This is a genomic window from Psychrobium sp. nBUS_13, from assembly GCF_051201665.1.
In the GTDB taxonomy this organism is placed as follows: Bacteria; Pseudomonadota; Gammaproteobacteria; order Enterobacterales; family Psychrobiaceae; genus Psychrobium.
Map to the genome: position 1 here is coordinate 968,792 of NZ_CP179210.1, position 22,855 is coordinate 991,646.

Sequence of the window (22,855 nt, forward strand, 5' to 3'; positions counted from 1 at the left end):
ATTATGACTCTGAACTGCCGTAATTATTGAATAACAACGTGAATAGCAAAGATATTTTAAATTCCTACCATACCCATTTATCCGATAGCGACCAAACTGTAAATATTGGGCGCGATTTAGCGTTGTGTATGACTCAAGCGACAACGGTGTTTTTACACGGTGATTTGGGAGCAGGCAAGACGACATTTACGCGCGGCTTTGTACAGGCACTTGGGCATCAAGGTAACGTTAAGAGTCCCACTTATACCTTAGTTGAGCCCTATGATGTTGCTGATTGGCAAATTTATCATTTTGATCTCTATCGCTTGGCGGATCCTGAAGAGCTTGAGTTTATGGGGATCCGGGATTATTTTTCAGACAAGAGTTTATGTTTAATTGAGTGGCCACAACGAGGTTTTGGCTTGTTGCCACAAGCCGATGTCGAACTGTGGTTAACGTATGTCGATAATGAGCGAGAAGTAAAATTTGAGGCCAACACACAAAATGGCCAAGCTGTGCTTAGTGCATTAAAACAACGGAGAATCTAGTACTTTGAGAACGCTGCTGTTATTAGTTTTAGTTTGTTTTTCACTGAGTGTCAGTGCAGCCAATAAGCTGCAAGATGTACGTGTATGGCCGTCGCCAGACAAGTTTCGAGTGGTATTTGATCTGACTGAGAAACCAGAGTTTAGTCATTTTAATCTCACCAATGGCCATCGTTTAGTCATTGATTTCAAAAAAACGTCGTTAACCGCAAATTTAAAAAAGCTAAAAATCAGCAGCGACTTAGTGACGCGCATTCGAACGAGTCGAGCACCTAAAAAGGGAATGCTGCGCTTGGTTATCGATTTAAAACGCGGGATTAAGCCGCGCATTTTTTCTCTGCCACCGACAGGGCCCTATGGTGATCGTCTAGTCGTTGACCTCCCTAAAAAAGCGGCTGTAAAAACACCTACTAAAAAAATTGCAACGGCAGTAAAAACCAGTAAAGACAGGGCAAAACAAAAGCGCGATATCGTGATTGCAATTGATGCGGGGCACGGTGGTGAAGATCCTGGTTCTATTGGTCCAAGTGGGCGATATGAAAAAACTGTTACGTTAGCCATATCAAAAATGCTGGCTAAGCGACTCAATGCAACAAAGGGAATTAAAGCGGTATTGACACGAAGTGGCGATTATTATGTTGGTTTAAATAAGCGGTCTGCGATTGCCCGTAAAGCATCATCTGATTTGTTAGTGTCAATTCACGCTGATGCTTTTACCTCGCGAAAACCCCATGGTGCATCAGTACTATTACAATCGAATAAAAGAGCGGATACAGAAGTTGGTCGAGTATTAGAAAATAATGAGCGTCATTCTGAGTTACTTGGTGGTGTTGGCGAGATTATTGAGTCGAATGAAAATAGTAAATATTTGGCGCGCACGCTAATAGACATGTCGATGGAGCATGCTAAAGTTGAGAGCTATAGTATTGCTACAGATATTCTAAAGAACCTTAGCCGTGTCACTCACCTGCATAAGAAGAAGCCTGCTTTAGCAAGCTTAGGCGTGCTAAAGTCACCTGACTTTCCATCACTCCTGGTTGAAACTGGCTTCATTTCTAATGTTCAAGAAGAGAAAAAGCTATTCAGCAAAAAGCATCGCGAAAAAATGGTAGATGCCATTTATCGCTCCGTTGTAAGTTATTTTAAGAGTAAGGCATTAGAAGGTACTTATTTCGCAAACTATCGTCCGAAGCAGCATAAAGTTGTGCGCGGAGATTCGCTATCGATGTTGGCAAAACGCTATAAAACATCGATATCCAAAATTAAAAAGCACAATGCGATGCGCTCAAATGTATTGCGTATTGGGCAAGTGCTAAAGATCCCTCAAAGTTAATATGGCTATCGAATTATTATCGCCTCGTTTGGCGAATCAAATTGCGGCGGGTGAAGTTGTTGAACGACCGGCGTCTGTTGTCAAAGAGCTCGTTGAAAACGCGTTAGACGCGGGGGCAACGCAAATTATTATTGATATTGAAAAGGGCGGAAGCAAGCAGATCCGTATTCGCGATAATGGATGTGGTGTTGAAAAATCACAATTAACGCTCGCACTGTCTCGTCATGCGACTAGTAAAATCGCCCATTTAGACGATTTACACTCAATTGTTTCGCTAGGTTTTCGTGGTGAAGCACTCGCCAGTATTAGCTCAGTGAGTCGTTTAACATTCACTTCTAAAACGGCGCAGCAAAACGAAGCATGGCAAGCATTTGCGCAAGGGCGAGAAATGGGGGTTGAAATTACGCCGGCAGCTCACCCTGTGGGGACGAGTGTTGAAGTCAATGATCTGTTTTTTAATACGCCAGCACGTCGCCGATTTTTACGTACTGAAAAAACGGAGTTTAATCATATTGATGAACTCATTAAGCGTTTTGCCTTAAGCCGATTTGATGTCGAGTTTGTACTTAAACACAATCAGAAAATGCTGCGAAACTTAAAAATAGCGTCAACAACGGCTCAAAAAGAACGACGCGTTGCAGCAATATGTGGCAATCGATTTATTGATAACGCTATTGCCATTGATAACAACCACAACGATATAAAGATATCAGGCTGGCTTGGTCTACCTCAAGCTTGTCGCACCACCAATGATACGCAATTTTGTTATGTTAATGGCCGTATGATGCGAGATAAGCTTATCAATCATGCTATTCGTCAGGCTTATCAAGATTGGTTACCAGACGGTATGGTGCCAAGCTATGTTCTCTATATTGATTTAGAACCAACTCAAGTTGATGTTAATGTGCATCCCGCAAAACATGAAGTACGTTTTCATCAATCCCGGATGATTCATGATTTGATTCATCAGGTGCTCAGTAGTGGCTTGTCACAGGCAATGACCTTGAATAATAGTGCATCACAGGTACCGAATTCATTATCTCAACCAGCGCAAGTTAACGCACCGGCTCATCAATATACGCCTGCTCATGATAATTCAGATACAGTTGCGCCTATCTCTTTTGATGACTTGACTGAATCTGTTTCTGCACCATCTCAATCACCAACGCCAACGCCAACGCCAATGCCAATGCCTAATTATCAGCCACAATATACGCCAGAACACAGCGCTGGTGATATTCGTCAAGGGGCAAGTGCCTATGGCAATTTATTGGCAGATGCGGTGGAGTTTGAAGCGCCATTTCCCAATACAATTAGTCATGTTGATGCTAATAAACCACAAAGAATTGACGATGCGCCTGACAAAGTATTTGGTAAATTGATTGATGTCGTAGCAGGTGATTATCTACTCGTGAGTAACGAAGGTATTGTCGAATTAGTTAACCTACCTAAACTTACTCAATGGATAGAAAGCAGATATTTACAGGCAAGATGGCAACAGGGACTGACATCACAACCATTATTACTACCCGTTTCTATTAAGCTAGAAAGCTCGCTTCTTGACCAACTAGCAAATGACGAACAACTTTTCCGCCGCTTAGGTATTGATATTTCAGTTCGTCGTCCCCAGATTATTGTAAAGCAAGTACCGGCCCAGTTAAGAAATCAGGATATTGCGCAGTTAGTTCCACAGCTGCTTGAGTTGTTAGACAAGCAACAATACTTACCTGATGATGAATTAACACCACTCATTTGTGATTGGCTTGCAAGTGTTACCAAGATCAATTTTGATTTACCGGCGGCACGTGCATTGCTGGGTAAGGGAATAGAGTTTTACGATGAGTTAGTTGAATCACGTAACTTATTTGTAGCACCAATTGATTTTAGCGCGACTATTCAGACACTAACGAAAAGCGATTAATTTTTAATGAGCAATTGTCAACAAACGCTACCTAAGGCCATCTTTTTAATGGGACCGACGGCTAGTGGAAAAACCGAATTAGCTATTCGATTAAGTGAACAGCACAATTGTGAGATTATTTCTGTTGATTCGGCGCTTATTTATAAGGGATTTGATATTGGCAGTGCAAAGCCTACTCAAGAAGAACAGGCACGTGCACCGCATGCATTAATTGATATTTTAGATCCAAGCATTGCGTATTCTGCTGCTGATTTTAGGCGTGATGCATTGGCATTAATGGACGACATTACAAAACGTGGAAAGACGCCATTGCTAGTTGGCGGCACCATGATGTACTTTAAAGCATTATTAGATGGTTTATCGCCATTGCCAAAGGCGGATCCTAATATTCGTCAAGAAATTGAAGAGCAGGCCGATAAACATGGATGGCAATGGATCCATCAGCAGCTGGAAGAGGTTGATTCAGAAGCCGCTAAACGTATACACCCTAATGATCCACAGCGATTATCACGCGCGTTAGAGGTGTATCGTATTAGCGGAAAGTCTATGACACAATTGACACAAACAGTTGATAATGATTTGCCATTTGATATTGTACAATTTGCGATTTATCCTCCAGAGCGTTCACAGTTGCACGAACGCATTGAACTTCGTTATAAGCAAATGCTTGATTTAGGGTTTGAGCAAGAAGTAAGAAAGTTGCACCAACGTGAAGATTTGCATGTTGACATGCCATCTATTCGCTGTGTAGGTTATCGTCAAATGTGGGACTATATTGAAGGCAATATAGATTATGATGAAATGGTCTACCGTGGAATAGTTGCAACACGTCAATTAGCGAAACGTCAGATGACTTGGCTGCGCGGATGGGATAAGCTTAATACATTACAAACACCTATGGGCGACAATGCTGAGAAAACGTTAGCGTCGAACATGAAAGTGATATTAGATTCGTTGAACTAATTAGCAGAAAAAGCTCTGAAGTATTGAGTTTTAGATTAGTTTGTTAAGAATAATAAAAACATAAATTACAACAACATAAAAAAGGATTAGCTATGGCTAAGGGACAATCGTTACAAGACCCATTTCTAAATGCACTTCGCCGTGAACGTTGCCCGGTAGCGATTTACTTGGTAAATGGCATTAAACTTCAAGGTCAAATTGAGTCATTTGACCAGTTTGTTATTTTACTGCGCAATACCGTGAGCCAAATGGTTTATAAACACGCAATTTCAACAGTTGTGCCAGCTAGGCCGTTTAACGCGCATCAGCAACCTCAATTAGATGAGTCAGCTGAAAGTAGCGAAAGCTAAGGAATCATTTTTGTTTGATCGTTTTGAGACCGGCGAACAGGCGGTCCTTGTCCATATAGATTTTTCATCAGAAGACGATCGCGAAGACTTAGAAGAATTAGATCTGCTTGTATCGTCCGCAGGGGTTACAACCTGCGGAACGGTGACGGGCAGTCGTCAATTTGCACAAGCTAAGTTTTTCGTGGGCAGTGGTAAAGCACAGGAAATAGCAGATACAGTGGCTGCATTAAAAGCCGATGTTGTTATTTTTAATCATGCATTAACACCGTCACAAGAAAGAAACCTCGAAGCATTGTGTCAATGCCGAGTGTTAGATCGTACCTCTCTTATTTTAGATATCTTTGCTCAACGAGCGAGAACTCATGAAGGTAAACTTCAAGTTGAGTTAGCGCAGTTGCGACATATTTCTACGCGATTGATCCGTGGTTGGACTCACCTTGAACGGCAAAAAGGTGGTATTGGTTTACGTGGTCCCGGTGAAACTCAGTTAGAAACGGATAGGCGTTTATTACGTGGCAGAATTAAGAATATTCTCGGACGTTTAGATAAAGTATCTAAGCAGCGAGAGCAGGGCAGACGTTCCCGTTCTCGAGCTGAGGTGCCTACGGTATCACTCGTTGGGTATACCAATGCAGGAAAATCGACACTCTTTAATCGTATAACTGATGCCTCGGTATATGCTGCTGATCAGCTATTTGCAACGCTAGATCCTACGCTGCGTAAAATTGAAATAGATGATGTTGGCGATGTTATATTGGCGGATACCGTTGGTTTTATTCGTCACTTACCTCATGATTTAGTGGCGGCGTTTCAGGCAACTTTGCAGGAAACCCAAGAAGCTGATTTGTTGCTGCATGTAATTGATGTTGCTGATCCTCGAAAACTAGATAATATAGAGCAAGTTACTAGCGTTTTATCACAAATAGATGCTGATGAAATTCCGCAGTTACTGGTGTGTAATAAAATCGATGCATTGGATGAGCCATTAACGCCGCGTATTGACCGTGACAATGAAGGAACACCGATTCGCGTTTGGATTTCAGCGCAGCAAGGTTTAGGTATGGAGCTATTACCTATTGCCTTGACTGAATTACTGGCTGGGAAAATTGTCCAACATCAGTTGCAATTACCTGCTCATGTTGCTGGAAAATTCAAAGGCATGTTCTATAAATCTGACTTTGTCATATCAGAAGATTATGACGAAGAAGGAAATATGATTTTGGCTGTCCGGCTACCACTGGTAGACTGGAACAAATTCTTAAAAAGAACTGATAACGAGTTGTCACAATACATCAAAGTGACACCTCAATAATAAATTTACTTATAGAAACTGGAGTGATTATGGCCTGGAATGAGCCTGGAAATAAGGACAAAGATCCTTGGGGCAATAAAGGTGGTAAAGATCAAGGTCCACCTGATCTTGGTGACGTCTTTAATGATTTAAACAAAAAATTCGGTGGAATTTTTGGTGGTAAATCTGGAAAGTCTAGCAATGGTGGCGGTTTGTCGGGCGCCGGCCTTATGCTTATTCTTGCCCTTGCTGTTGTTGTGTGGGGTGTTAGTGGTTTTTACACCATTAAAGAAGCTGAGCGTGGCGTAGTATTGCGTTTTGGTGAGGTAGCTGGCGAAGTTGAACCAGGTCTCCACTGGAAACCAACCTTTGTTGATACTGTCGTTCCTGTTGATATTGAAGCAATTCGTTCGTTACCAGCGGCTGGTTTTATGCTGACACGTGATGAAAATGTTGTTCGCGTTGAAATGGACGTGCAATACCGTGTAATAAACCCTGAAAGCTATTTATTCAGTGCCGTCGATCCGGCTAACTCGCTAAGTCACGCAACTGACAGTGCGCTGCGTTATGTAGTGGGCCATACAACGATGGATAATTTGTTAACCACAGGTCGTGAACTTGTGCGTCAACAAACTGAAGTTGAACTGAAAAAGATTATTGAATCATATAATTTAGGTCTAACGATTGTTGATGTTAACTTCTTACCAGCGCGTCCGCCGGAAGAAGTGAAAGGCTCATTTGATGATGCTATTTCTGCACAAGAAGATGAAGAGCGTTACATTCGTGAAGCAGAAGCTTATGCGTTAAGTATTGAACCGCGCGCGCGTGGTCAAGTACGTCGTCTAGAGCAAGAAGCTAAGGCGTATAAAGAGCAACAGGTGTTACAAGCGAAAGGTGAAGTCGCACGTTTTGAAAAGCTATTACCTGCTTATCAAAATGCTAAAGTCGTTACTCGCGAACGTATCTACCTTGATACTATTGAAGAAGTTTACAGTAATACGAATAAAGTAATGCTTGATGTTGAAGGTGGTAATAACATGATTTACCTACCACTTGACCAAATTCTTAAGCAACATAAAGCGCCAGCGCCAACGCGTAACATGGTTGATAATGTAGTTATTCCTAAAACAACTACTTCATCTGTAAACGATTCTCAACGTGGTTATTCACGTGACTCATCACGTCAAGGGAGAAACTAAGTCATGGTTCGTATTATTATAATCTTACTTAGTGCGGCAGTTATTTTTGCCTATTCATCACTATACGTCATTTATGAAGGTCAACGCGGTATTATCGTTCGTTTCTCTGCTGTGTTAAAAGATGCTAACGATCAAACTGAAGTTGTTAAACCTGGTCTTCACATGAAGTTACCACTGTTTGATTCGGTTCGTGTATTAGATGCACGTATCCAAACACTTGATGGTGATCCTGACCGCTTCGTTACTTCTGAAAAGAAAGATTTAATCGTTGATTCTTATGTGAAATGGCGCATTAAAGACTTTGCTACTTACTATCTACGTACTGGTGGTGGTAACAAATTTAACGCTGAAAATATCTTGAAGCAAAAAATCAGTGATGGTTTACGTAGTTCATTTGGTACTCGTACTATCTCACAAATTGTTTCGGGTGAACGTAGTGAGCTAATGGATGAAGCATTAAAAGAAGCGGCTGTTAAAGCGCAAGATATCGGTGTTGAATTAGTTGATATGCGTGTTAAGCAAATCGAGCTACCACAAGCGGTTCGAAGCAGTATTTATCAGCGTATGCGCGCAGAGCGCTTAGCTGTAGCTAAAGAGCATCGCTCGAAAGGTAAAGAGCAATCTGAAATCATTCGTGCAGATATCGATGCTAAAGTTGCAATCATGATAGCCAACGCCGATTCACAAGCCCGTATTACACGTGGTGAAGGTGACGCGGAAGCTGCAGGAATTTACGCCAATTCTTACGGTAAAGATCCTGAATTTTTCAGCTTCTTGCGTTCAATGGATGCGTATAAGAAATCGTTTGGTAATTCATCCGATGTGATGGTTGTTAAACCAGACAATGATTTCTTTAAGTATATGAAGAATCCTAACGCTAAATAAAGCATTATGACTGATAACAAAACCCAGCTTAATGCTGGGTTTTTTTGTTTTAAATCAATCTATTACTAATGAGTAATACCAATTGCATTAAATATTTGCCCACTTGTACTTGTTAAAATTAACTAAAATGGCGTTGCTCTCAATCCTAATAGCCAGCTATTAGTCAATCGAGCGCCTTGTTTTAGCTGATTTTCTCTACGCACAACAAGATCACTTACTTAATGCAATTTGTCACCACAGAAATTGGTTTTGGTATTTTCGTCTTAATGGTTCTAATCGTTGTATCTATTATCGGACTTGTGATTACACGACGTATTGTTGTTCCTTTAGGAGGAGAGCCAAGTCGACTAAGCGAAATTTCAAACGCAATTGCTGGCGGCGATTTAACGTCTTCATTTCGAGAAACTAAACGTTCAGGAATTTATTTGGCGATGGCCCAAATGCAAGAACGATTAAATAGTTTGCTCAGTGATGTGTTTAACGCGACTCAGTCACTAGAGTCTCAAGCTCAACAGGTTGCACAGATATCACAGCAAACCAGCTCAACGATTAATGACGAACGTCAACAAACTGAACTCGTTGCCTCGGCGATTACGCAAATGAGCGCCAATGTAGATCATGTTGTAAATTCTGCACAGGCGACGGCATCGGCAGCTAGAGAAGTGTCGGATGAAGCGTTAAGCGGACAGCAAGTAGTCGCCAAAACTGTCGATTCAATTATGACAATGCAGCAACAAGTTGACAGTACAACGGCAAATATTCGTGAACTTGTTAATTACAGCAATAGTATTGGCACGGTCGTTGATGTGATTAAAGGTATTTCAGAGCAAACAAATTTGTTAGCGCTTAATGCAGCTATTGAAGCCGCTCGCGCAGGCGAACAAGGGCGTGGTTTTGCGGTGGTCGCCGATAAAGTAAGGCTTCTTGCACAGCGAACCAACGATTCAACGCAAGACATTCAAAACATGATTACTAAACTTCAAGTTGATGCCGAAGAGTCGGCCAAGCAAATGGAAGTGACATTAACATTGGCTGGCGATACGTCTGATAATGCGAAAAATACTGATAAGATACTTAATGGCATCATCGATGGCATAAATAAAATTAGTACCATGAACGGTGAAATGGCAGAAGCGATTGCACAACAGTCTGACGTAACAAATGAAATAGAAATTAGTATTACCAAGATTAGTGATATGTCGGTTGAAACATCCTCTGGGGCGTCAAATTCACATAGTGCGAGTCAACTGGTGTCGCAACTAAATGCATCTGTTTCAACATTCAAATTAAAAAAACAATAAAAATTAGCCAGTTAAAAGTTAATTTTAAGCAAGTCAATTCAAGGGCTAACTGCCCTTGATTGGTGCATATTTTATTAAGCTGATAAATGTGAACTTATTGCTAGATCTGGCGCAAAAATCTGTTAGAATTCCGCTTTAATTTCAAACCGTGAACAAAACAATGGCAAATAATGTAGTTGTGCTCGGCACCCAATGGGGCGACGAGGGTAAAGGTAAGATTGTTGATCTATTAACTGACAGCGCTAAATACGCAGTTCGTTATCAAGGTGGTCACAATGCTGGTCATACACTAGTAATTGATGGTGAAAAAACTGTTCTTCACCTTATTCCTTCTGGCATTTTGCGTGATGACTTAATGAGCATCATTGGTAATGGCGTAGTTTTATCTCCAGCTGCACTGCTTGAAGAAATGAAAATGCTTGAAGCGCGCGGTGTGCCAGTTCGCGATCGTCTTCGCATCAGTGAAGCATGTCCATTAATTCTTCCTTATCACATTGCACTTGACCAAGCGCGTGAAGTTGCCCGTGGTAACAAAGCAATTGGTACTACAGGTCGTGGTATCGGTCCTGCGTATGAAGACAAAGCTAGCCGCCGTGCATTACGTGTTGGTGATTTGTTTGATACAGAAAAATTTGCAGCTAAGTTAAAAGAAGTCATGGAATACCACAACTTCGTATTAACTAACTACTACAAAGTAGATGGCGTTGATTACCAAAAGACACTCGATGAGACTTTAGAAGTTGCTGACTTACTAAAATCTATGGTTGTTGATGTTACTGAATTACTTGATAACGCTCGTAAGACTGGCGAAAAAATCATGTTTGAAGGTGCACAAGGTACATTGTTAGATATTGACCACGGTACTTACCCATACGTAACATCATCAAACACTACTGCTGGCGGCGTTGCTACTGGTACTGGTTTTGGTCCATGTCACGTTGAGTATGTGTTAGGTATTATCAAAGCTTACACAACACGTGTTGGTTCAGGTCCTTTCCCTACTGAACAATTCAACGATATTGGTCAATACTTAGCTGACAAAGGTCATGAAGTTGGTGCAACTACTGGTCGTGGTCGTCGTTGTGGTTGGTTAGATTTAGTGGCAATGCGCCGCGCTATCCAACTAAACAGTATCACTGGTTTATGTCTAACTAAATTAGACGTATTAGATGGTATTGAAGAACTTAACCTATGTACTGGTTACAAACTAGAAGATGGTACAGTAACTAACGTTGCACCAATGTCAGCTGATGACTTTGAGAAAGTAACGCCAGTTTACGAAACTATGCCTGGTTGGTCTGATGTTACTGTTGGTCAAACTGATCACAGTAAATTGCCACAAGCTGCATTAGATTACATTGCGCGTATTGAAGAAATTCTAGAAGTGCCAATCGATATTATCTCTACCGGTCCAGATCGTGTTGAGACTATCGTACTAACTAACCCATTCGCTTAATCACTGATTAAAAGAATGTGTTAATAAAGCCTCGCTACTGCGGGGCTTTTTTGTTATCAGCCAAATACTAAGTTAATCGCGTTAAAATGCCTTCAGTGATTAATAGGGTCGATAAGAATACAAATAGTAGTTTTACTATTTATAATAAAGCTTCAATTGCAATTAAAAGGATCTTTGCTCTGTGAAAAAAATTTATCTAAAGCTAGCGTTAGTAATATCTATATATTTTACGTATGGCTGTGCTACACAATCAGATTTTCAATATGATGTAAAGAAAGTGAATAAGAGTTACCAGTATCTCTCTGATAATGTTAATTATGAAGAATATGATGAGATTGATGTCTCCAGAGCGGAGCAGCATATAGATATTCTCACTTCTTTTTTGGAAAAGCACCCCATAAGCCCAAAGGATGAAGTGTCATTACGTCATGCAAGAGCTAAAGCGATTTATGCCGTTAATACGGTACACTTTTTAAATGAGGAAGAAGTGAATGCTGAGCAGGACGACATTGCAGTTGGAGATATTAAATTTGTCGTAAAAAATAATAGAGACCCTTATAAAGCGAAACGTTTTTATCGTGATGCTGGGCAAATTATTCGTCATTTAACAGATAATAAAGCTTTGGCATTTTATTATTACGCCAAATGCGCTGAACTAGATGAAGGCTCCTGCCAAAATGTAATTGCACATGGTTTTTTTGACGGGAGTTTTGAAGTGCCTGTTAATATAAAGGAATCTATATATTGGCATACTAGAGCTTATAGAACGCAGTTGAACTATGGATGTGCTGGCATTTATTCTTCGAGTAGCCTCGTACATATTACCTTTCTTTTTCCTGAACTCTCTGATGAAAATTGGAAAGAGTGGTTGAAAAGGAAAAATGAACTTAAAAAACAAATGGGAAATAATTTCAGACAGAAGTATTGTGGGTTTAGTCCTGAAGACCATTTTTCTGACTATGTAATTCATATGTTGAATGGTGAAAAAAATACAAAGCTATTGCAGTTGGCCATTGCATCTTCAAGTTCTTCAAAACAACAGAAAATGTATCAAGCTTTACTAGAGAATAATGACCTTGATTTGGCTTATAGTTTTTTCCTTAACAGATCGTTATCAAGTAAGGAACCACTTTGCACGTCGGCTCTAGACCTGTTATTAGTATCAAAGCATGTAAAAAATAACAGTGTTAGAAAAAATTTAGAACTGTATTTTTCAAATTTAGAAAACTCAGAGTGTCGATTTAGCAGAACCGTAATTAAGTATCTAGAAAAAGACAATACCGAAGATACTAATGAGGTATTTAAGAAAGTAGATGCTTAAGTTACTAATCGATTGACCAAATTTGTTGAGTCATTATTAGAAGATTAAGAATCTGGCAACAACGAATTCGCTTGTTTTTAATGATTATGGAAAGACAATAGTAACGGCATTCGTTCGGTATCACCGTGATAAAATTAAGAAAAACCCTTTGATAGAGGAGAGGGACTATTCACGGTTTATGATACTACTTAGCCTATTACGTTTGGTAATAAATTGTACCTAAGGGCGATTAAATGGTGTGGCTGTCGTTAATCACCTGAATATTGGTGACGTTCCGGTTAACTAACACCGGAATAACGCTAATTCATACGATATGAAACACTCTTTGGTTCCTAATGTTAAATTAATTGAGTTAGTCGGAGATTACTAACTCAATTGAATCGATCATTATCAATCATCCCGCTCACATCCATCATCCCATTGTGTTACGTCAATGTGATTAATGAAATAGATTAAGTCGTTTACCCGTTCAAATGATTCTTTCATGTAGTTCAGCATAACAAGTTCCTAGTGAAATAAGTAAAGCCTCATTGCTTTACTATTTCACTTTATCCAGTGAGCATAATTGCTACAAACGAAAAAAATTCACTTAGAGGTGAATGTGATTAATTAGTACGAAATGTTTGATTTACCCATTGTGAAAACAACGTCAATTCAGGACGATTATTGAGGTTTTCGTGCTGAATTAAAAAATAACGATCGTTTGTATCTAGCACGCAATCAAATAGAGGCACCAGAGAATTGTCATCAAACCACGCTTGACTGATTGGTAATGGAATTAACGCAACGCCCATACCTTGCTGAGCGGCTCGTGCAATACCATACATGCTATCAAGTTGAATGATTTGTTGAGGATCGAAATCGTCGATACTGGCAAGCTCTGCCCATTGATGCCATGCCCATGGCCGGCTGCGATGCAAAATCAAAGGAAATTGATTAAGGGATTGTGGCGATTGATTAAATTGTTCGAACACCTGAGGATTGCAAGCGGGGACATAACGCATCGGAAATAGCTCGTTAACGATGCTAGCATTAGGTTGACCGCTCGATAATACGATGGATAAATCCGCCAAAGGCGATGCTTGTTCTCCAACACTCATCATTTCGAGTTGTAAATTAATGTCAGGATATTTTTCTGACCATTGCTTGAGCTTGGGAATAAATAATTCACTGGCGAAAAATTCAGGCAACGCAATGACAATGGTCTTGTTTGAAGTGCGCTGGGTGAATTCACTGATAGTTGATTCCAACTCATGGATAATTGGTGATACAGATTGATAAAACTGTTTTCCCATCGCACTTAAGGTAATAGCGCGCGTACCGCGAATAAACAGCTCTGTTCCTAATTGCTCCTCCAGCTGTTTAATTTGATGACTTACCGCTGACGGCGTGAGATAAAGCTGGGATGCGGCGTGTTTAAAACTAAGACATTTAGCGGCAACACAAAAAGAACGCAAGCCTCTAATAGGCGTTTGAATAGACATAAAGTAGACTTAATTGATAATAACAATCTTTACACAGCAAGCGATGTTCCATATTTTAAGTAATTGATTATTAGTGTTTTTGTGGTCATTTACAGCGAGGTATTGCACCTTTTTGGTGCAGTCATTCCTTGTTTAGAGCACTTATACTAAATTAGTAAGTAATGGATAGATGAAAAAAAGCACCGAACAAACGGTGCCTTAAATGGAGCAAAAATAAGAAGCCAAGTTGGCTTTCCCAATGGGAGTCTAAGTGTCTAAAAGAAACGTTGGGGAATCTTTAAAACAAGTTCATCATAGGTTGATGGCGTGTTGACAGCAAATGAGTTAAATTCACTGACAGATGAGAAAAATTATTGCGTTTAGATATTGTGCAGGAGCTCAGTGATGAAAAGTGTGTATTTGTTTGATTGGGGCGATACTCTGATGGTTGATATCAAAAATTCATCAGGAAAAATGCGTGATTGGGAAACAGTTATCGCTATTGATTGCGCGCAAGAAACGTTAAAGTATTTATCACAAAACGCTAAGCTTTATATTGCCACTGGCGCAGCAGAATCAAAAGAGAGCGATATACGTGCGGCGTTTTCACGCGTCAATTTAGACTGCTATATTGATGGTTATTTTTGCTGTGACAATATCGGCGTAAATAAAGGCGATAGTGACTTTCTGCCTCGCATAGTCAAGAAATTAGATGTTAATCCTAAGCAATGTTATATGGTTGGTGATAGCTTGGATAAGGATATTTATCCTGCATTGGCAGCAGGCATTAAACCAATTTGGTTTAATGCTAATGGGCGAATAAACACAGGCATTGAACCGGTCTATTCCATTCGCTGTCTGTCTCAATTAAAGCAAGGCCGTTAAATATTCGGCCCATGAAGGAAAGATAATGAAATTATCAATGGACATAGTTGATGCGTTTACATGCCGTCAATTCAAAGGGAATTCTGCCGCGGTTATCTTACTTGATGAATGGCTAAGCACAGATTTAATGCAATCTATTGCGATGGAAAACAATCTCTCTGAAACTGCTTTTGTCGTGCAAAGAGTAGCTGATTATCATATCCGTTGGTTTTCACCATTAACTGAAATTGATTTTTGTGGCCACGCAACTTTGGCAGCAAGCTCAGTATTATTTAAACAAGTACCAGCGATTTCAAAACTTACGATCTTCGCAGAAGCTGTTGGAGCGCTAACAATAATTAAAAAAGCAGACGGTAGTATTCAAATGGACTTTCCAAATCGAATGCCCTCGCCCGTTGCGCAAATACCAGTTACCTTACTTGAGGGATTGTCTGCTCAACCCGCCAAAGTGCTTCGTAATGACCAAGCATATTTTGCTATTTTTAACGATGTAAGTACGGTGAAATCACTTGAAACGAATAGTGAATTGCTAAAGCAATTAGCACCCTATGATGTGGTGGTGTCAGCGCCTGATAGTGGGCAAGAATATGATTTCATTTCTCGTTATTTTTGGCCCGCTAATGGCGGTGATGAAGATCCTGTGACGGGATCTATTCATACTGGGTTAGGGCCTTATTGGGCTCAGGAATTAGGTATTAATTCTTTAACCGCCTATCAAGCCTCTAAACGTGGTGGGGTTTTGTTTTGCCAGGTAACTGAAGAGCGAGTGCTTATTTCTGGTCATGCAGTTCATTATCTTAATCGCACTATTACGGTGTAGTGCCATCAATTGTCGGCAACTACAGTAACTTTCTTAAATAGTAATTGGTTTGACCAATAGGGTAGTCTTCAAGTTCAGCATACACTTCGTAGCCTTGTTTTTTATAAAAGTCTAACGCTTGAAAGCTACCTGTTTCTAATTTGATATGGCTAATACCTTCACCAATGGCAAACTGTTCCATTTTGTTCATTAATTGAGTCGCTAAATCATTACCGCGATATTGCTCATCTACCCACAACATCTCAATTGAGCACCACCCCCAACTGATATAACCAAAAATACCACCGGCAATTGAACCATCGAGGTGACGTATCATACTGGCTACAGGGCGCTTTTCGTTTTTCCACAGCTCGAGAAATATTATAAGCACGTAGACCGGCTAATAATTCTTCAACATCTTGTTGTTGCGGCGTCAATATAGGTTCAATGATTAAATCTTCGATATTGCTCATTATTAGCGAGATCTCTTGTTATTTTTTTAGTGTATACTACGCGCGTTTTTAATGAAGAGAAATACCATGCACCGTAATAGTGTCGTTTTGGTTGATGAAAATGATCAAGAAATTGGTAGTGAGGAAAAACTACTAGCTCACCAACAGGGACTGTTACACCGCGCATTTTCAGTATTTATTACTCGTCAACATGAAGGCGTGACGCAACTGTTGTTGCAACAGCGTGCGGCGTGCAAATATCATGGTGCTTTGCTGTGGAGTAATAGTTGTTGCTCACATCCACAACCTAATGAAGATGTCGAAGCGTCGGCGTTAGCACGCGTTGTTGAAGAGCTTGGTATTCATCTAAAAAAAATCACTTGGGTAGGCAGCCTCACTTATAAAGCGGTGATGCCAAACCAGCTAATCGAACACGAGTATGATCACTTATTTGTTGCGCGAGAAAATCCTGCATTAAATCATTTTAACCCCCAAGAAATTGAGGCGTTAAAATGGCAATCTGTAAATGATATCGAGCGAGATCTTAAGCTAACGCCAGAGCTGTTCACTCCGTGGTTTGCACCAACCTTTCATAAAGTAAAAGATACACTGGCAAGCCATTAATCACTTGTTTTTGAGCGCTAGGTAACCGACACTGCTAGTATCCTTTTTAAACCGCAATTAATCATGATAACGCTTAGGGAATTTACTGTTGACGACGCGCCGCATATCGTTAACTACTTAAATGACAGTGAAGTAACTCAATATATTACAGCTACCATTGCTCATCCTTATACATCATCTGATGCTCAAAGTTGGATCGAATTTAGTGACAACAATCCATTAATTAGAGCCATTGAGTGCAACGGAGCATTTGTTGGCTGTATCTCTGCTACCGCTGGCAGATTCGAATACAGCCACAGTGCTGAATTAGGCTATTGGTTAGGGCGAGAATATTGGGAGCAGGGGATAGGTACGCAAGCTGTACAGCTGTTTATTGACTACCTCAAAAGTGTGACGTCATTATCCCGTGTTTATGTCTCTGTTGTGACAAGGAATACTCGTTCTATTAGGGTCTGTTGATCTTTTGAGTTCATTTTTGCAGCAATTTGTTTGGGGTTTCTACAAGGCAGAGCCTATGTGGTGTAGCTGGCTCGATAATAGCTCCTGCATTATCCTAATGAGCTACATCCATGTAGCAATACACGAATAGGCGATAACGCCGTAGAAATAACAAACAAATGCTGTCCGTAGGATTCACCTAAAAGTATTTTGTGCTGCGTTATTCGTCATTCACTGGGGTAAACCCAGCATCAATCCTCATGCCTTGCCCAAACTCCTTTTAGATTGAACAAAATTTGAACCACAAAGATCAACAGACCCTAAGGTATTAGCTAACAATTACTTTGAACTAGAAGGCACCCTGAATAACGCTTCATGCAAAAACGGTGTCTTTTTTGACGAATCTATTTATGGCAAATTAATTTAAGGTAATAGCAGTCAATAGTTCTGCTAGTTAAGTCGTTGTTTCATGAATAACAAACGTTGACGTGATTACATTTGAAGTGGTTTAAATTACGTTGATGATAAATTGATCACTTTACTAAATTCATCATATAGGCTTAAGATGAATTAACAAATAAGGATATATTTGTAACGCTGCATACAAGAATAATAAAACCGTCATTCCGCACTAGTTTTAATAATAAATTAATTGATACGCTGAGCCTAAACAGTCAATGATGGTGCGGTTCCTCTCCTTCACATTGAGTACTAACTGCCGCTCACCCTCTATCGTCAACACATCGTTCCCTTGGAAACATAAAAATACCCACCGTGCTGTAGGCTCTTGACCTGGCTTATATTTAAGATCAGGGAAATAAGCATCTTGTACTTTTAGTTCTTGTCTTATACCAATTGCATTAAATATTTGCCCACTTGTACTTGTTAAAATTAACTAAAATGGCGTTGCTCTCAATCCTAATAGCCAGCTATTAGTCAATCGAGCGCCTTGTTTTAGCTGATTTTCTTTACGCACAACAAGATCACTTACTTAATGCAATTAATGGTATTAGAGCTCATAAAAATGGGCGCTGATTATTCACCGAGTTTTATTACTGGAACACCGCGCGAACTGATAAGAGCCCCCAAATTTCATATTAAACAGGAAATATTTAGTTTGGTTACTGAATATTAGGTTACAAATGATTAGTCAAACACTGGCTGCTGACGACTATTTTTGTAAAGGCTCCTCGTCCTTCTATGCTAGTTTAATAGAAAAACATTGAGGCCATTCAAGTGAGCACAGAACTATTGTTTTCTAGACAAGCGAAAAAAACGTCAACAGGTTGGCTATTAGGCATTGATTTAATTATCTATTTAGCAGTGATGTTTCTGGTCAGAGAAATTTATTTCCCTGATTATAACTTCATTACCAATGGTCTGTTTTGGTCATTTACAACATTAATACTTGCGACGATAATCATGCGATTTCGCGGTATCACGTGGTGAGATTTAGGGCTAGTCAGTTCTGAGAATTACAAACAACTAATCTACTGAACGGCGTTTATATTAGTCTTTTCTATTGGCTCCATTATGGTCTTCCAAATCTTTAAAGACCAATTAGGGTTAGATATAGCGCCTGATAAATCGCATCAACAAGCCAGTAGTAAGTTCGGTGATTTAGCGGGTAATTGGCTGCTGTTTTTGATGATTATTCCCTTTATTTGGTTAGAGTCGATGCTTGAAGAGTTACTTGATCGTGGCTTTTTGATGAACTGGATAGAACGAATATTTTCATGTACTTGGTTTGCGACTGTCATTGCATTATTCACCCAGACGATGATATTTGGTTTTCGACATTCAAATGATTTTTCATCACGCTCAATTACCGTCGGCTTAATTGGATTTGGAATGGGAGTCGGCTATCTAGTCTTTAAACGCAATTTGTGGCCATTGATTATTGCGCACTGCATCTTAAATACAATGTCGATGATTGACCGAGTTTAGTGATTAATTACGGCCAATAAACTGACTAATATAGGCTTGCTGTTGTTCATCGAAACCATCAAATTGATAAAGAGGTTTAAAGCCTGACAACAGCGTCGATAGTTCATTATTTTGCAGTAGAAAATTAGGGTTCTTTGGGCGGCCAATAGCAGCTTGTTGATGGTTAAAGGTTTCGTAAACAATAACGCCGCCGGGCTTTAATGCATTGACTATCGACGGGAATAGCGGACGGTGTAAGTATCTAAACACAATAATCGCGTCAAATTGTGCAACGGGGAGTTGATACACTGGTGTGGTTTCTAAATCTGCGGTTATACACTTTGCGTTCTTATCTTGTTTAACAATATCAATTAGGCTTTGTTCGTTCCTATCAAGGTAAGTTACGTTGTGGCCTAAGCCTGCTAAATACAATCCATTTCGGCCGTTGCCACAGGCTAAGTCGAGAATGGTTGATTGTGGTTTAAGGTGGGCTAGAGCGCGTTCAAGTAACGCCGATTGTTCATTATTCTGACAAATCATTGATATACCGAAAGTGTTTTTTGCGTGTTAGCATACCCCATCAATTTGTATAAGACGACCCATTATCATGTCACCATCGGCAAATCCGTGGACTAAATTCATTCCAGCAATATTTGTATTTCTTTGGAGTACAGGATTTATTGGCGCTAAATTCGCGCTGCCTTACATTGAACCCTTCTACTTGTTGTTTCTGCGTTTAGCACTGACGGTAGTCGTTTTTGGACTGTTAATGTGGTGGTACAAAGCGCCATGGATGAGTAAACGGCAATTTGGCCATCAGGCAGTGAGTGGATTGCTTATTCATGGTGCTTATCTAGGCGGCGTATTTAGCGCGGTTGCGTATTCAATGCCTGCCGGTGTGATTGCGTTATTAGTTTCTATCCAACCGTTGCTTACCGCATTAATCCTGTTTCGTACCAAGCCCATTAAAACCCTGCAGTGGTTGGGGCTTGCGCTAGGTTTTATTGGTGTAGTGGTTGTATTGTTTAGCAAGGGCGCTATCGCTGATTTCACCTTTAATTGGCCGATGATGATAGGTGCATTAGTCGCCTTATTGGGTATTACCATTGGCTCGCTTTATCAAAAGCGTTTTGGCCAAGGTGTTAATTTACTCAGTGCATCGACGGCGCAATACATTGTAACCGCACTATTAATGGCTGTACTTACTTATAGCTTTGAGCATCAACAAGTTGATTGGCAGTGGCCTTTAATAGCGAGCCTATTGTGGCTAGTGTTTGGCATGTCTGTACTGGCTATATTATTACTGCTCTACATGATTAAAAACGGTGCCAGTGAAAAGGTCGCATCATATTTTTATTTGGTGCCAGGAATTACAGCTATTCAAGCATGGCTTTATTTTGATGAGCAGTTTCCGCCATTGGCTATTGGTGGAATGTTGCTTAGCTTACTCGGTGTTTATCTAACGGTTAAACCGCAAAAATAGCGAGGTCTTACTGAGGATAACAAATACGATCTCGTCCAGCTGTTTTAGCTTGATACATAAAATCGTCGGCTGATTTTAACCACCGTTGTGCATTATCAAGTTCGTCACTCGTTTCTGCAATACCGATGCTTGCAGTAATGGCTTTGTTGTCTACGAATCGGGCTGATTTTATCAATCCTTTAAGTTTATTTGCCACGTTGATTGCATCATGTTGAACCGTTTTGGGGAGCAATAACACAAACTCCTCACCGCCCACTCTAAACAGTTTATCTTGAGCACGACAATGGGATTGAATAAGTTGCGTAACTCCAATAATGACTTGGTCGCCAGCGTTATGGCCATAGGTATCATTAATCGCCTTAAAATTATCGATGTCTATCATCAATATGCATGATGGAACTCGGTGTTCATGAAAATCCGTGCTGCAAGATGTAAGGTGAAAATCGAGCTGTCTTCTATTAAAGGCACCTGTCAATGGATCGCTAATTGATTCCTTCTCAATAGTGCGATGAAGCTTAATCATGTGCGCTGCAATTAAATAACTCAGTATAATTGTTAACGATAGCGAGCTCACCAATCTAAATGCCTCAATGAATGGCAGCGCGTCAAATGACATCCAGCCAATACCTAATGTTATTAATGTATTCACCGCTGCAGAAGTCGTTGTTGGCAAAATGAATATCAAACCTATAACAACCGGAAAAAACCAATATACAGCCGTAATCCCCCAAGTCAGCATCATCAAAAGTAACGAAAACAATAGTAGAACGATGCATATGGATATTGATAACTGGCGTGAACGATCAGAATTTAAATAGTAAGAGGTATCGCAGAGCAAACAACATAAGCAGCTAATGAGGCGGAAAACCAATAATTTCCTAGGTAAAAGTTTCGAATAGCAAAACCAATAAAGAAAAGACACGTAATGAAATTGATGATGTAAAGAACGGTAAGCTCGCCAGCAAAAAAATTTGGGGTATTACTTTTATTTTGTTTTAGATTTATCACTTATATCCCCTAATCCACACATTCCGTTGTCATTTCCTATCAACTTAAGTAATAACGCTTATTTAATGATAGCGGATAGTTAGTTGGTATTGATATAGTGAGTTAGTTTGAATCAAGCCTCGTACTTAGTACTTTTGTTGCCTCTTTAAAGCACTTTCTTTGCTCTGGAGTCAGATTATCGAGTAGTGCTTTCTCTTGTTCTAATACTTTAGGTACGATCTCTTGGTAGATATTTTGGCCACTTTTGCTTAACGATAAGGTCGTTGAACGACGATCATCTGGGTTTGCTTGTTGAGCTAAATATCCACTATCGGTCAATTTAGTTATCGCACGGCTTACCTGCATTTTATCAAGTCTCGTAATCTGCATGATGTCTTTCGCCGTAATATGCTCTTTTTGAGCAATCGCCGCCAATGCACGCCACTCAAAACGAGACAAACCATATTCATGGCGATAAATTTGCGCAATATATTCACTCATCTGCTGCGCCAAAATTGAGAATTGATAAGGGAAAAAGTTCTCAAGATCTAAGTTATGTTTCATCAATAAATGCCATTTAAAAGGTGCTTAATACATTCTAACCATAATTGACTTTAGTAACAAATGATACTACTATCGATTGAAACTAGTATCATTTGTTACTAATTCGATACTTAAATTTAAAGATAATTGATTGGGGAGTCATCATGATTAATATCCAACAAATGCATCACGTTGCCTATCGCTGTAATTGCGCAAAAGAAACAACGTTGTGGTACAAAGAAATGCTCAACATGGACTTGCAAGTGGCGATCAGTGAAGATCGCGTGCCATCAACAAAAGCGCCAGATCCTTACATGCATATCTTCTTAGATGCTGGCATGGGTAACATTCTCGCATTCTTTGAATTACCAAATAGCCCTAAAATGGGACGCGATGGTAATACGCCAGAGTGGGTGCAACACATCGCATTCGAAGTGGCTAACCGTGAAGAGTTAACGGCCGCCAAGAAAGAGTTAGAAAGTAAAGGCATTGATGTACTTGGCATTACAAATCATGGCATTATCCATTCAATTTATTTCTTTGATCCCAATGGACATCGCCTAGAGCTGACGTATCGCAGTGGCACGCCGGAGCAAATGGCAGAGCTGGCTCGCGTAGCGCCAGCGATGATTGAAGAATGGTCAATTACCAAAAAAGCGCCGCAGCACGCTGCGTGGTTGCATGAAACAGAATTTAGTGAAGACGCGTAAT

Annotated in this window: 25 protein-coding genes and 1 pseudogene; 20 read left to right on the plus strand and 6 right to left on the minus strand. The window is 40.1% G+C overall.

Going from position 1 to position 22,855, the window contains the following annotated elements; all coding sequences use genetic code 11:
* Positions 1 to 53: 53 nt before the first annotated feature.
* From tsaE to ACMAZF_RS04360, 11 genes are all read left to right on the plus strand, one after another.
* Positions 54 to 527 (plus strand): tRNA (adenosine(37)-N6)-threonylcarbamoyltransferase complex ATPase subunit type 1 TsaE, encoded by a 474-nt coding sequence (gene tsaE / locus ACMAZF_RS04310; protein ID WP_435277179.1) that lies wholly within the window; start codon positions 54 to 56, stop codon positions 525 to 527.
* 4 nt (positions 528 to 531) lie between these two features.
* Positions 532 to 1,857, plus strand: coding sequence for an N-acetylmuramoyl-L-alanine amidase (locus ACMAZF_RS04315; RefSeq protein ID WP_435276239.1), 1,326 nt, complete (start codon positions 532 to 534; stop codon positions 1,855 to 1,857).
* 1 nt (position 1,858) lies between these two features.
* Complete coding sequence (gene mutL / locus ACMAZF_RS04320; protein WP_435276240.1) at positions 1,859 to 3,778, plus strand: DNA mismatch repair endonuclease MutL; 1,920 nt, start codon at positions 1,859 to 1,861, stop codon at positions 3,776 to 3,778.
* A 6-nt stretch (positions 3,779 to 3,784) separates the two neighbouring features.
* Entirely contained in the window at positions 3,785 to 4,741 is a 957-nt protein-coding gene (gene miaA / locus ACMAZF_RS04325) for a tRNA (adenosine(37)-N6)-dimethylallyltransferase MiaA (RefSeq protein WP_435276241.1), read from the plus strand.
* 92 nt (positions 4,742 to 4,833) lie between these two features.
* Positions 4,834 to 5,091, plus strand: coding sequence for an RNA chaperone Hfq (gene hfq / locus ACMAZF_RS04330; protein ID WP_435276242.1), 258 nt, complete (start codon positions 4,834 to 4,836; stop codon positions 5,089 to 5,091).
* A gap of 10 nt (positions 5,092 to 5,101) precedes the next feature.
* Positions 5,102 to 6,403 (plus strand): ribosome rescue GTPase HflX, encoded by a 1,302-nt coding sequence (hflX, locus tag ACMAZF_RS04335; protein ID WP_435277180.1) that lies wholly within the window; start codon positions 5,102 to 5,104, stop codon positions 6,401 to 6,403.
* A gap of 29 nt (positions 6,404 to 6,432) precedes the next feature.
* Positions 6,433 to 7,581: an FtsH protease activity modulator HflK gene (gene hflK / locus ACMAZF_RS04340; protein ID WP_435276243.1), complete on the plus strand. Its 1,149-nt coding sequence runs from the start codon at positions 6,433 to 6,435 to the stop codon at positions 7,579 to 7,581.
* A 3-nt stretch (positions 7,582 to 7,584) separates the two neighbouring features.
* Positions 7,585 to 8,466 carry a protease modulator HflC gene (gene hflC, locus ACMAZF_RS04345; RefSeq protein WP_435276244.1) on the plus strand — a complete coding sequence of 294 codons (882 nt, stop codon included), beginning with the start codon at positions 7,585 to 7,587 and terminating at the stop codon, positions 8,464 to 8,466.
* A 221-nt stretch (positions 8,467 to 8,687) separates the two neighbouring features.
* Positions 8,688 to 9,767, plus strand: coding sequence for a methyl-accepting chemotaxis protein (locus ACMAZF_RS04350; RefSeq protein ID WP_435276245.1), 1,080 nt, complete (start codon positions 8,688 to 8,690; stop codon positions 9,765 to 9,767).
* Positions 9,768 to 9,927: 160 nt separating this feature from the next.
* Complete coding sequence (locus ACMAZF_RS04355; RefSeq protein WP_435276246.1) at positions 9,928 to 11,223, plus strand: adenylosuccinate synthase; 1,296 nt, start codon at positions 9,928 to 9,930, stop codon at positions 11,221 to 11,223.
* A 181-nt stretch (positions 11,224 to 11,404) separates the two neighbouring features.
* A complete protein-coding gene (locus tag ACMAZF_RS04360; RefSeq protein ID WP_435276247.1) occupies positions 11,405 to 12,544 on the plus strand; it encodes a hypothetical protein in 1,140 nt (379 codons plus the stop codon).
* Positions 12,545 to 13,149: 605 nt separating this feature from the next.
* Here the strand turns inward: ACMAZF_RS04360 and ACMAZF_RS04365 are convergent.
* A complete protein-coding gene (locus tag ACMAZF_RS04365) occupies positions 13,150 to 14,022 on the minus strand; it encodes a LysR family transcriptional regulator (protein ID WP_435277181.1) in 873 nt (290 codons plus the stop codon).
* Positions 14,023 to 14,412: 390 nt separating this feature from the next.
* On the opposite strand from ACMAZF_RS04365, the gene ACMAZF_RS04370 reads away from it, so the two are divergent.
* Together ACMAZF_RS04370 and ACMAZF_RS04375 are read left to right on the plus strand one after the other, a co-directional pair.
* The gene (locus ACMAZF_RS04370) at positions 14,413 to 14,892 is read left to right on the plus strand and encodes an HAD family hydrolase (RefSeq protein ID WP_435276248.1); all 480 of its coding nucleotides are present in this window, start codon (positions 14,413 to 14,415) and stop codon (positions 14,890 to 14,892) included.
* A gap of 25 nt (positions 14,893 to 14,917) precedes the next feature.
* Complete coding sequence (locus ACMAZF_RS04375) at positions 14,918 to 15,712, plus strand: PhzF family phenazine biosynthesis protein (RefSeq protein ID WP_435276249.1); 795 nt, start codon at positions 14,918 to 14,920, stop codon at positions 15,710 to 15,712.
* Between the two features lie 19 nt (positions 15,713 to 15,731).
* On the opposite strand, the gene ACMAZF_RS04380 is transcribed toward ACMAZF_RS04375, so the two are convergent.
* Positions 15,732 to 16,082 (minus strand): GNAT family N-acetyltransferase, encoded by a 351-nt coding sequence (locus ACMAZF_RS04380; RefSeq protein WP_435276250.1) that lies wholly within the window; start codon positions 16,080 to 16,082, stop codon positions 15,732 to 15,734.
* Positions 16,083 to 16,215: 133 nt separating this feature from the next.
* Between ACMAZF_RS04380 and idi the strand changes: the two genes are divergently transcribed.
* The gene (idi, locus tag ACMAZF_RS04385) at positions 16,216 to 16,767 is read left to right on the plus strand and encodes an isopentenyl-diphosphate Delta-isomerase (protein WP_435276251.1); all 552 of its coding nucleotides are present in this window, start codon (positions 16,216 to 16,218) and stop codon (positions 16,765 to 16,767) included.
* Positions 16,768 to 16,830: 63 nt separating this feature from the next.
* The gene (locus ACMAZF_RS04390; RefSeq protein ID WP_435276252.1) at positions 16,831 to 17,226 is read left to right on the plus strand and encodes a GNAT family N-acetyltransferase; all 396 of its coding nucleotides are present in this window, start codon (positions 16,831 to 16,833) and stop codon (positions 17,224 to 17,226) included.
* A gap of 616 nt (positions 17,227 to 17,842) precedes the next feature.
* On the opposite strand, the pseudogene ACMAZF_RS04395 reads toward ACMAZF_RS04390, so the two are convergent.
* Positions 17,843 to 18,055, minus strand: a pseudogene (locus ACMAZF_RS04395) (hypothetical protein); the annotation flags it as partial.
* Positions 18,056 to 18,441: 386 nt separating this feature from the next.
* Here ACMAZF_RS04395 and ACMAZF_RS04400 point away from each other — a divergent pair.
* Together ACMAZF_RS04400 and ACMAZF_RS04405 are read left to right on the plus strand one after the other, a co-directional pair.
* The gene (locus tag ACMAZF_RS04400) at positions 18,442 to 18,654 is read left to right on the plus strand and encodes a hypothetical protein (RefSeq protein ID WP_435276253.1); all 213 of its coding nucleotides are present in this window, start codon (positions 18,442 to 18,444) and stop codon (positions 18,652 to 18,654) included.
* An 84-nt stretch (positions 18,655 to 18,738) separates the two neighbouring features.
* Complete coding sequence (locus tag ACMAZF_RS04405; RefSeq protein ID WP_435276254.1) at positions 18,739 to 19,152, plus strand: CPBP family intramembrane glutamic endopeptidase; 414 nt, start codon at positions 18,739 to 18,741, stop codon at positions 19,150 to 19,152.
* Between the two features lie 3 nt (positions 19,153 to 19,155).
* Here ACMAZF_RS04405 and ACMAZF_RS04410 read toward each other — a convergent pair whose 3' ends face one another.
* A complete protein-coding gene (locus ACMAZF_RS04410) occupies positions 19,156 to 19,671 on the minus strand; it encodes a class I SAM-dependent methyltransferase (RefSeq protein WP_435276255.1) in 516 nt (171 codons plus the stop codon).
* Positions 19,672 to 19,738: 67 nt separating this feature from the next.
* Here ACMAZF_RS04410 and ACMAZF_RS04415 point away from each other — a divergent pair, with 67 nt between their 5' ends.
* Positions 19,739 to 20,614 (plus strand): DMT family transporter, encoded by an 876-nt coding sequence (locus ACMAZF_RS04415; protein WP_435276256.1) that lies wholly within the window; start codon positions 19,739 to 19,741, stop codon positions 20,612 to 20,614.
* Positions 20,615 to 20,621: 7 nt separating this feature from the next.
* Here the strand turns inward: ACMAZF_RS04415 and ACMAZF_RS04420 are convergent, their stop codons facing one another.
* Entirely contained in the window at positions 20,622 to 21,137 is a 516-nt protein-coding gene (locus ACMAZF_RS04420; RefSeq protein ID WP_435276257.1) for a GGDEF domain-containing protein, read from the minus strand.
* A 67-nt stretch (positions 21,138 to 21,204) separates the two neighbouring features.
* On the opposite strand from ACMAZF_RS04420, the gene ACMAZF_RS04425 reads away from it, so the two are divergent.
* Complete coding sequence (locus ACMAZF_RS04425) at positions 21,205 to 21,432, plus strand: hypothetical protein (protein ID WP_435276258.1); 228 nt, start codon at positions 21,205 to 21,207, stop codon at positions 21,430 to 21,432.
* A 292-nt stretch (positions 21,433 to 21,724) separates the two neighbouring features.
* Here ACMAZF_RS04425 and ACMAZF_RS04430 read toward each other — a convergent pair whose 3' ends face one another.
* Positions 21,725 to 22,165, minus strand: a complete 441-nt coding sequence (locus ACMAZF_RS04430) for a MarR family winged helix-turn-helix transcriptional regulator (RefSeq protein WP_435276259.1) — start codon at positions 22,163 to 22,165, stop codon at positions 21,725 to 21,727.
* Positions 22,166 to 22,308: 143 nt separating this feature from the next.
* Between ACMAZF_RS04430 and ACMAZF_RS04435 the strand changes: the two genes are divergently transcribed.
* Positions 22,309 to 22,854 (plus strand): VOC family protein, encoded by a 546-nt coding sequence (locus ACMAZF_RS04435; protein WP_435276260.1) that lies wholly within the window; start codon positions 22,309 to 22,311, stop codon positions 22,852 to 22,854.
* The last annotated feature ends 1 nt before the right edge of the window (position 22,855 follow it).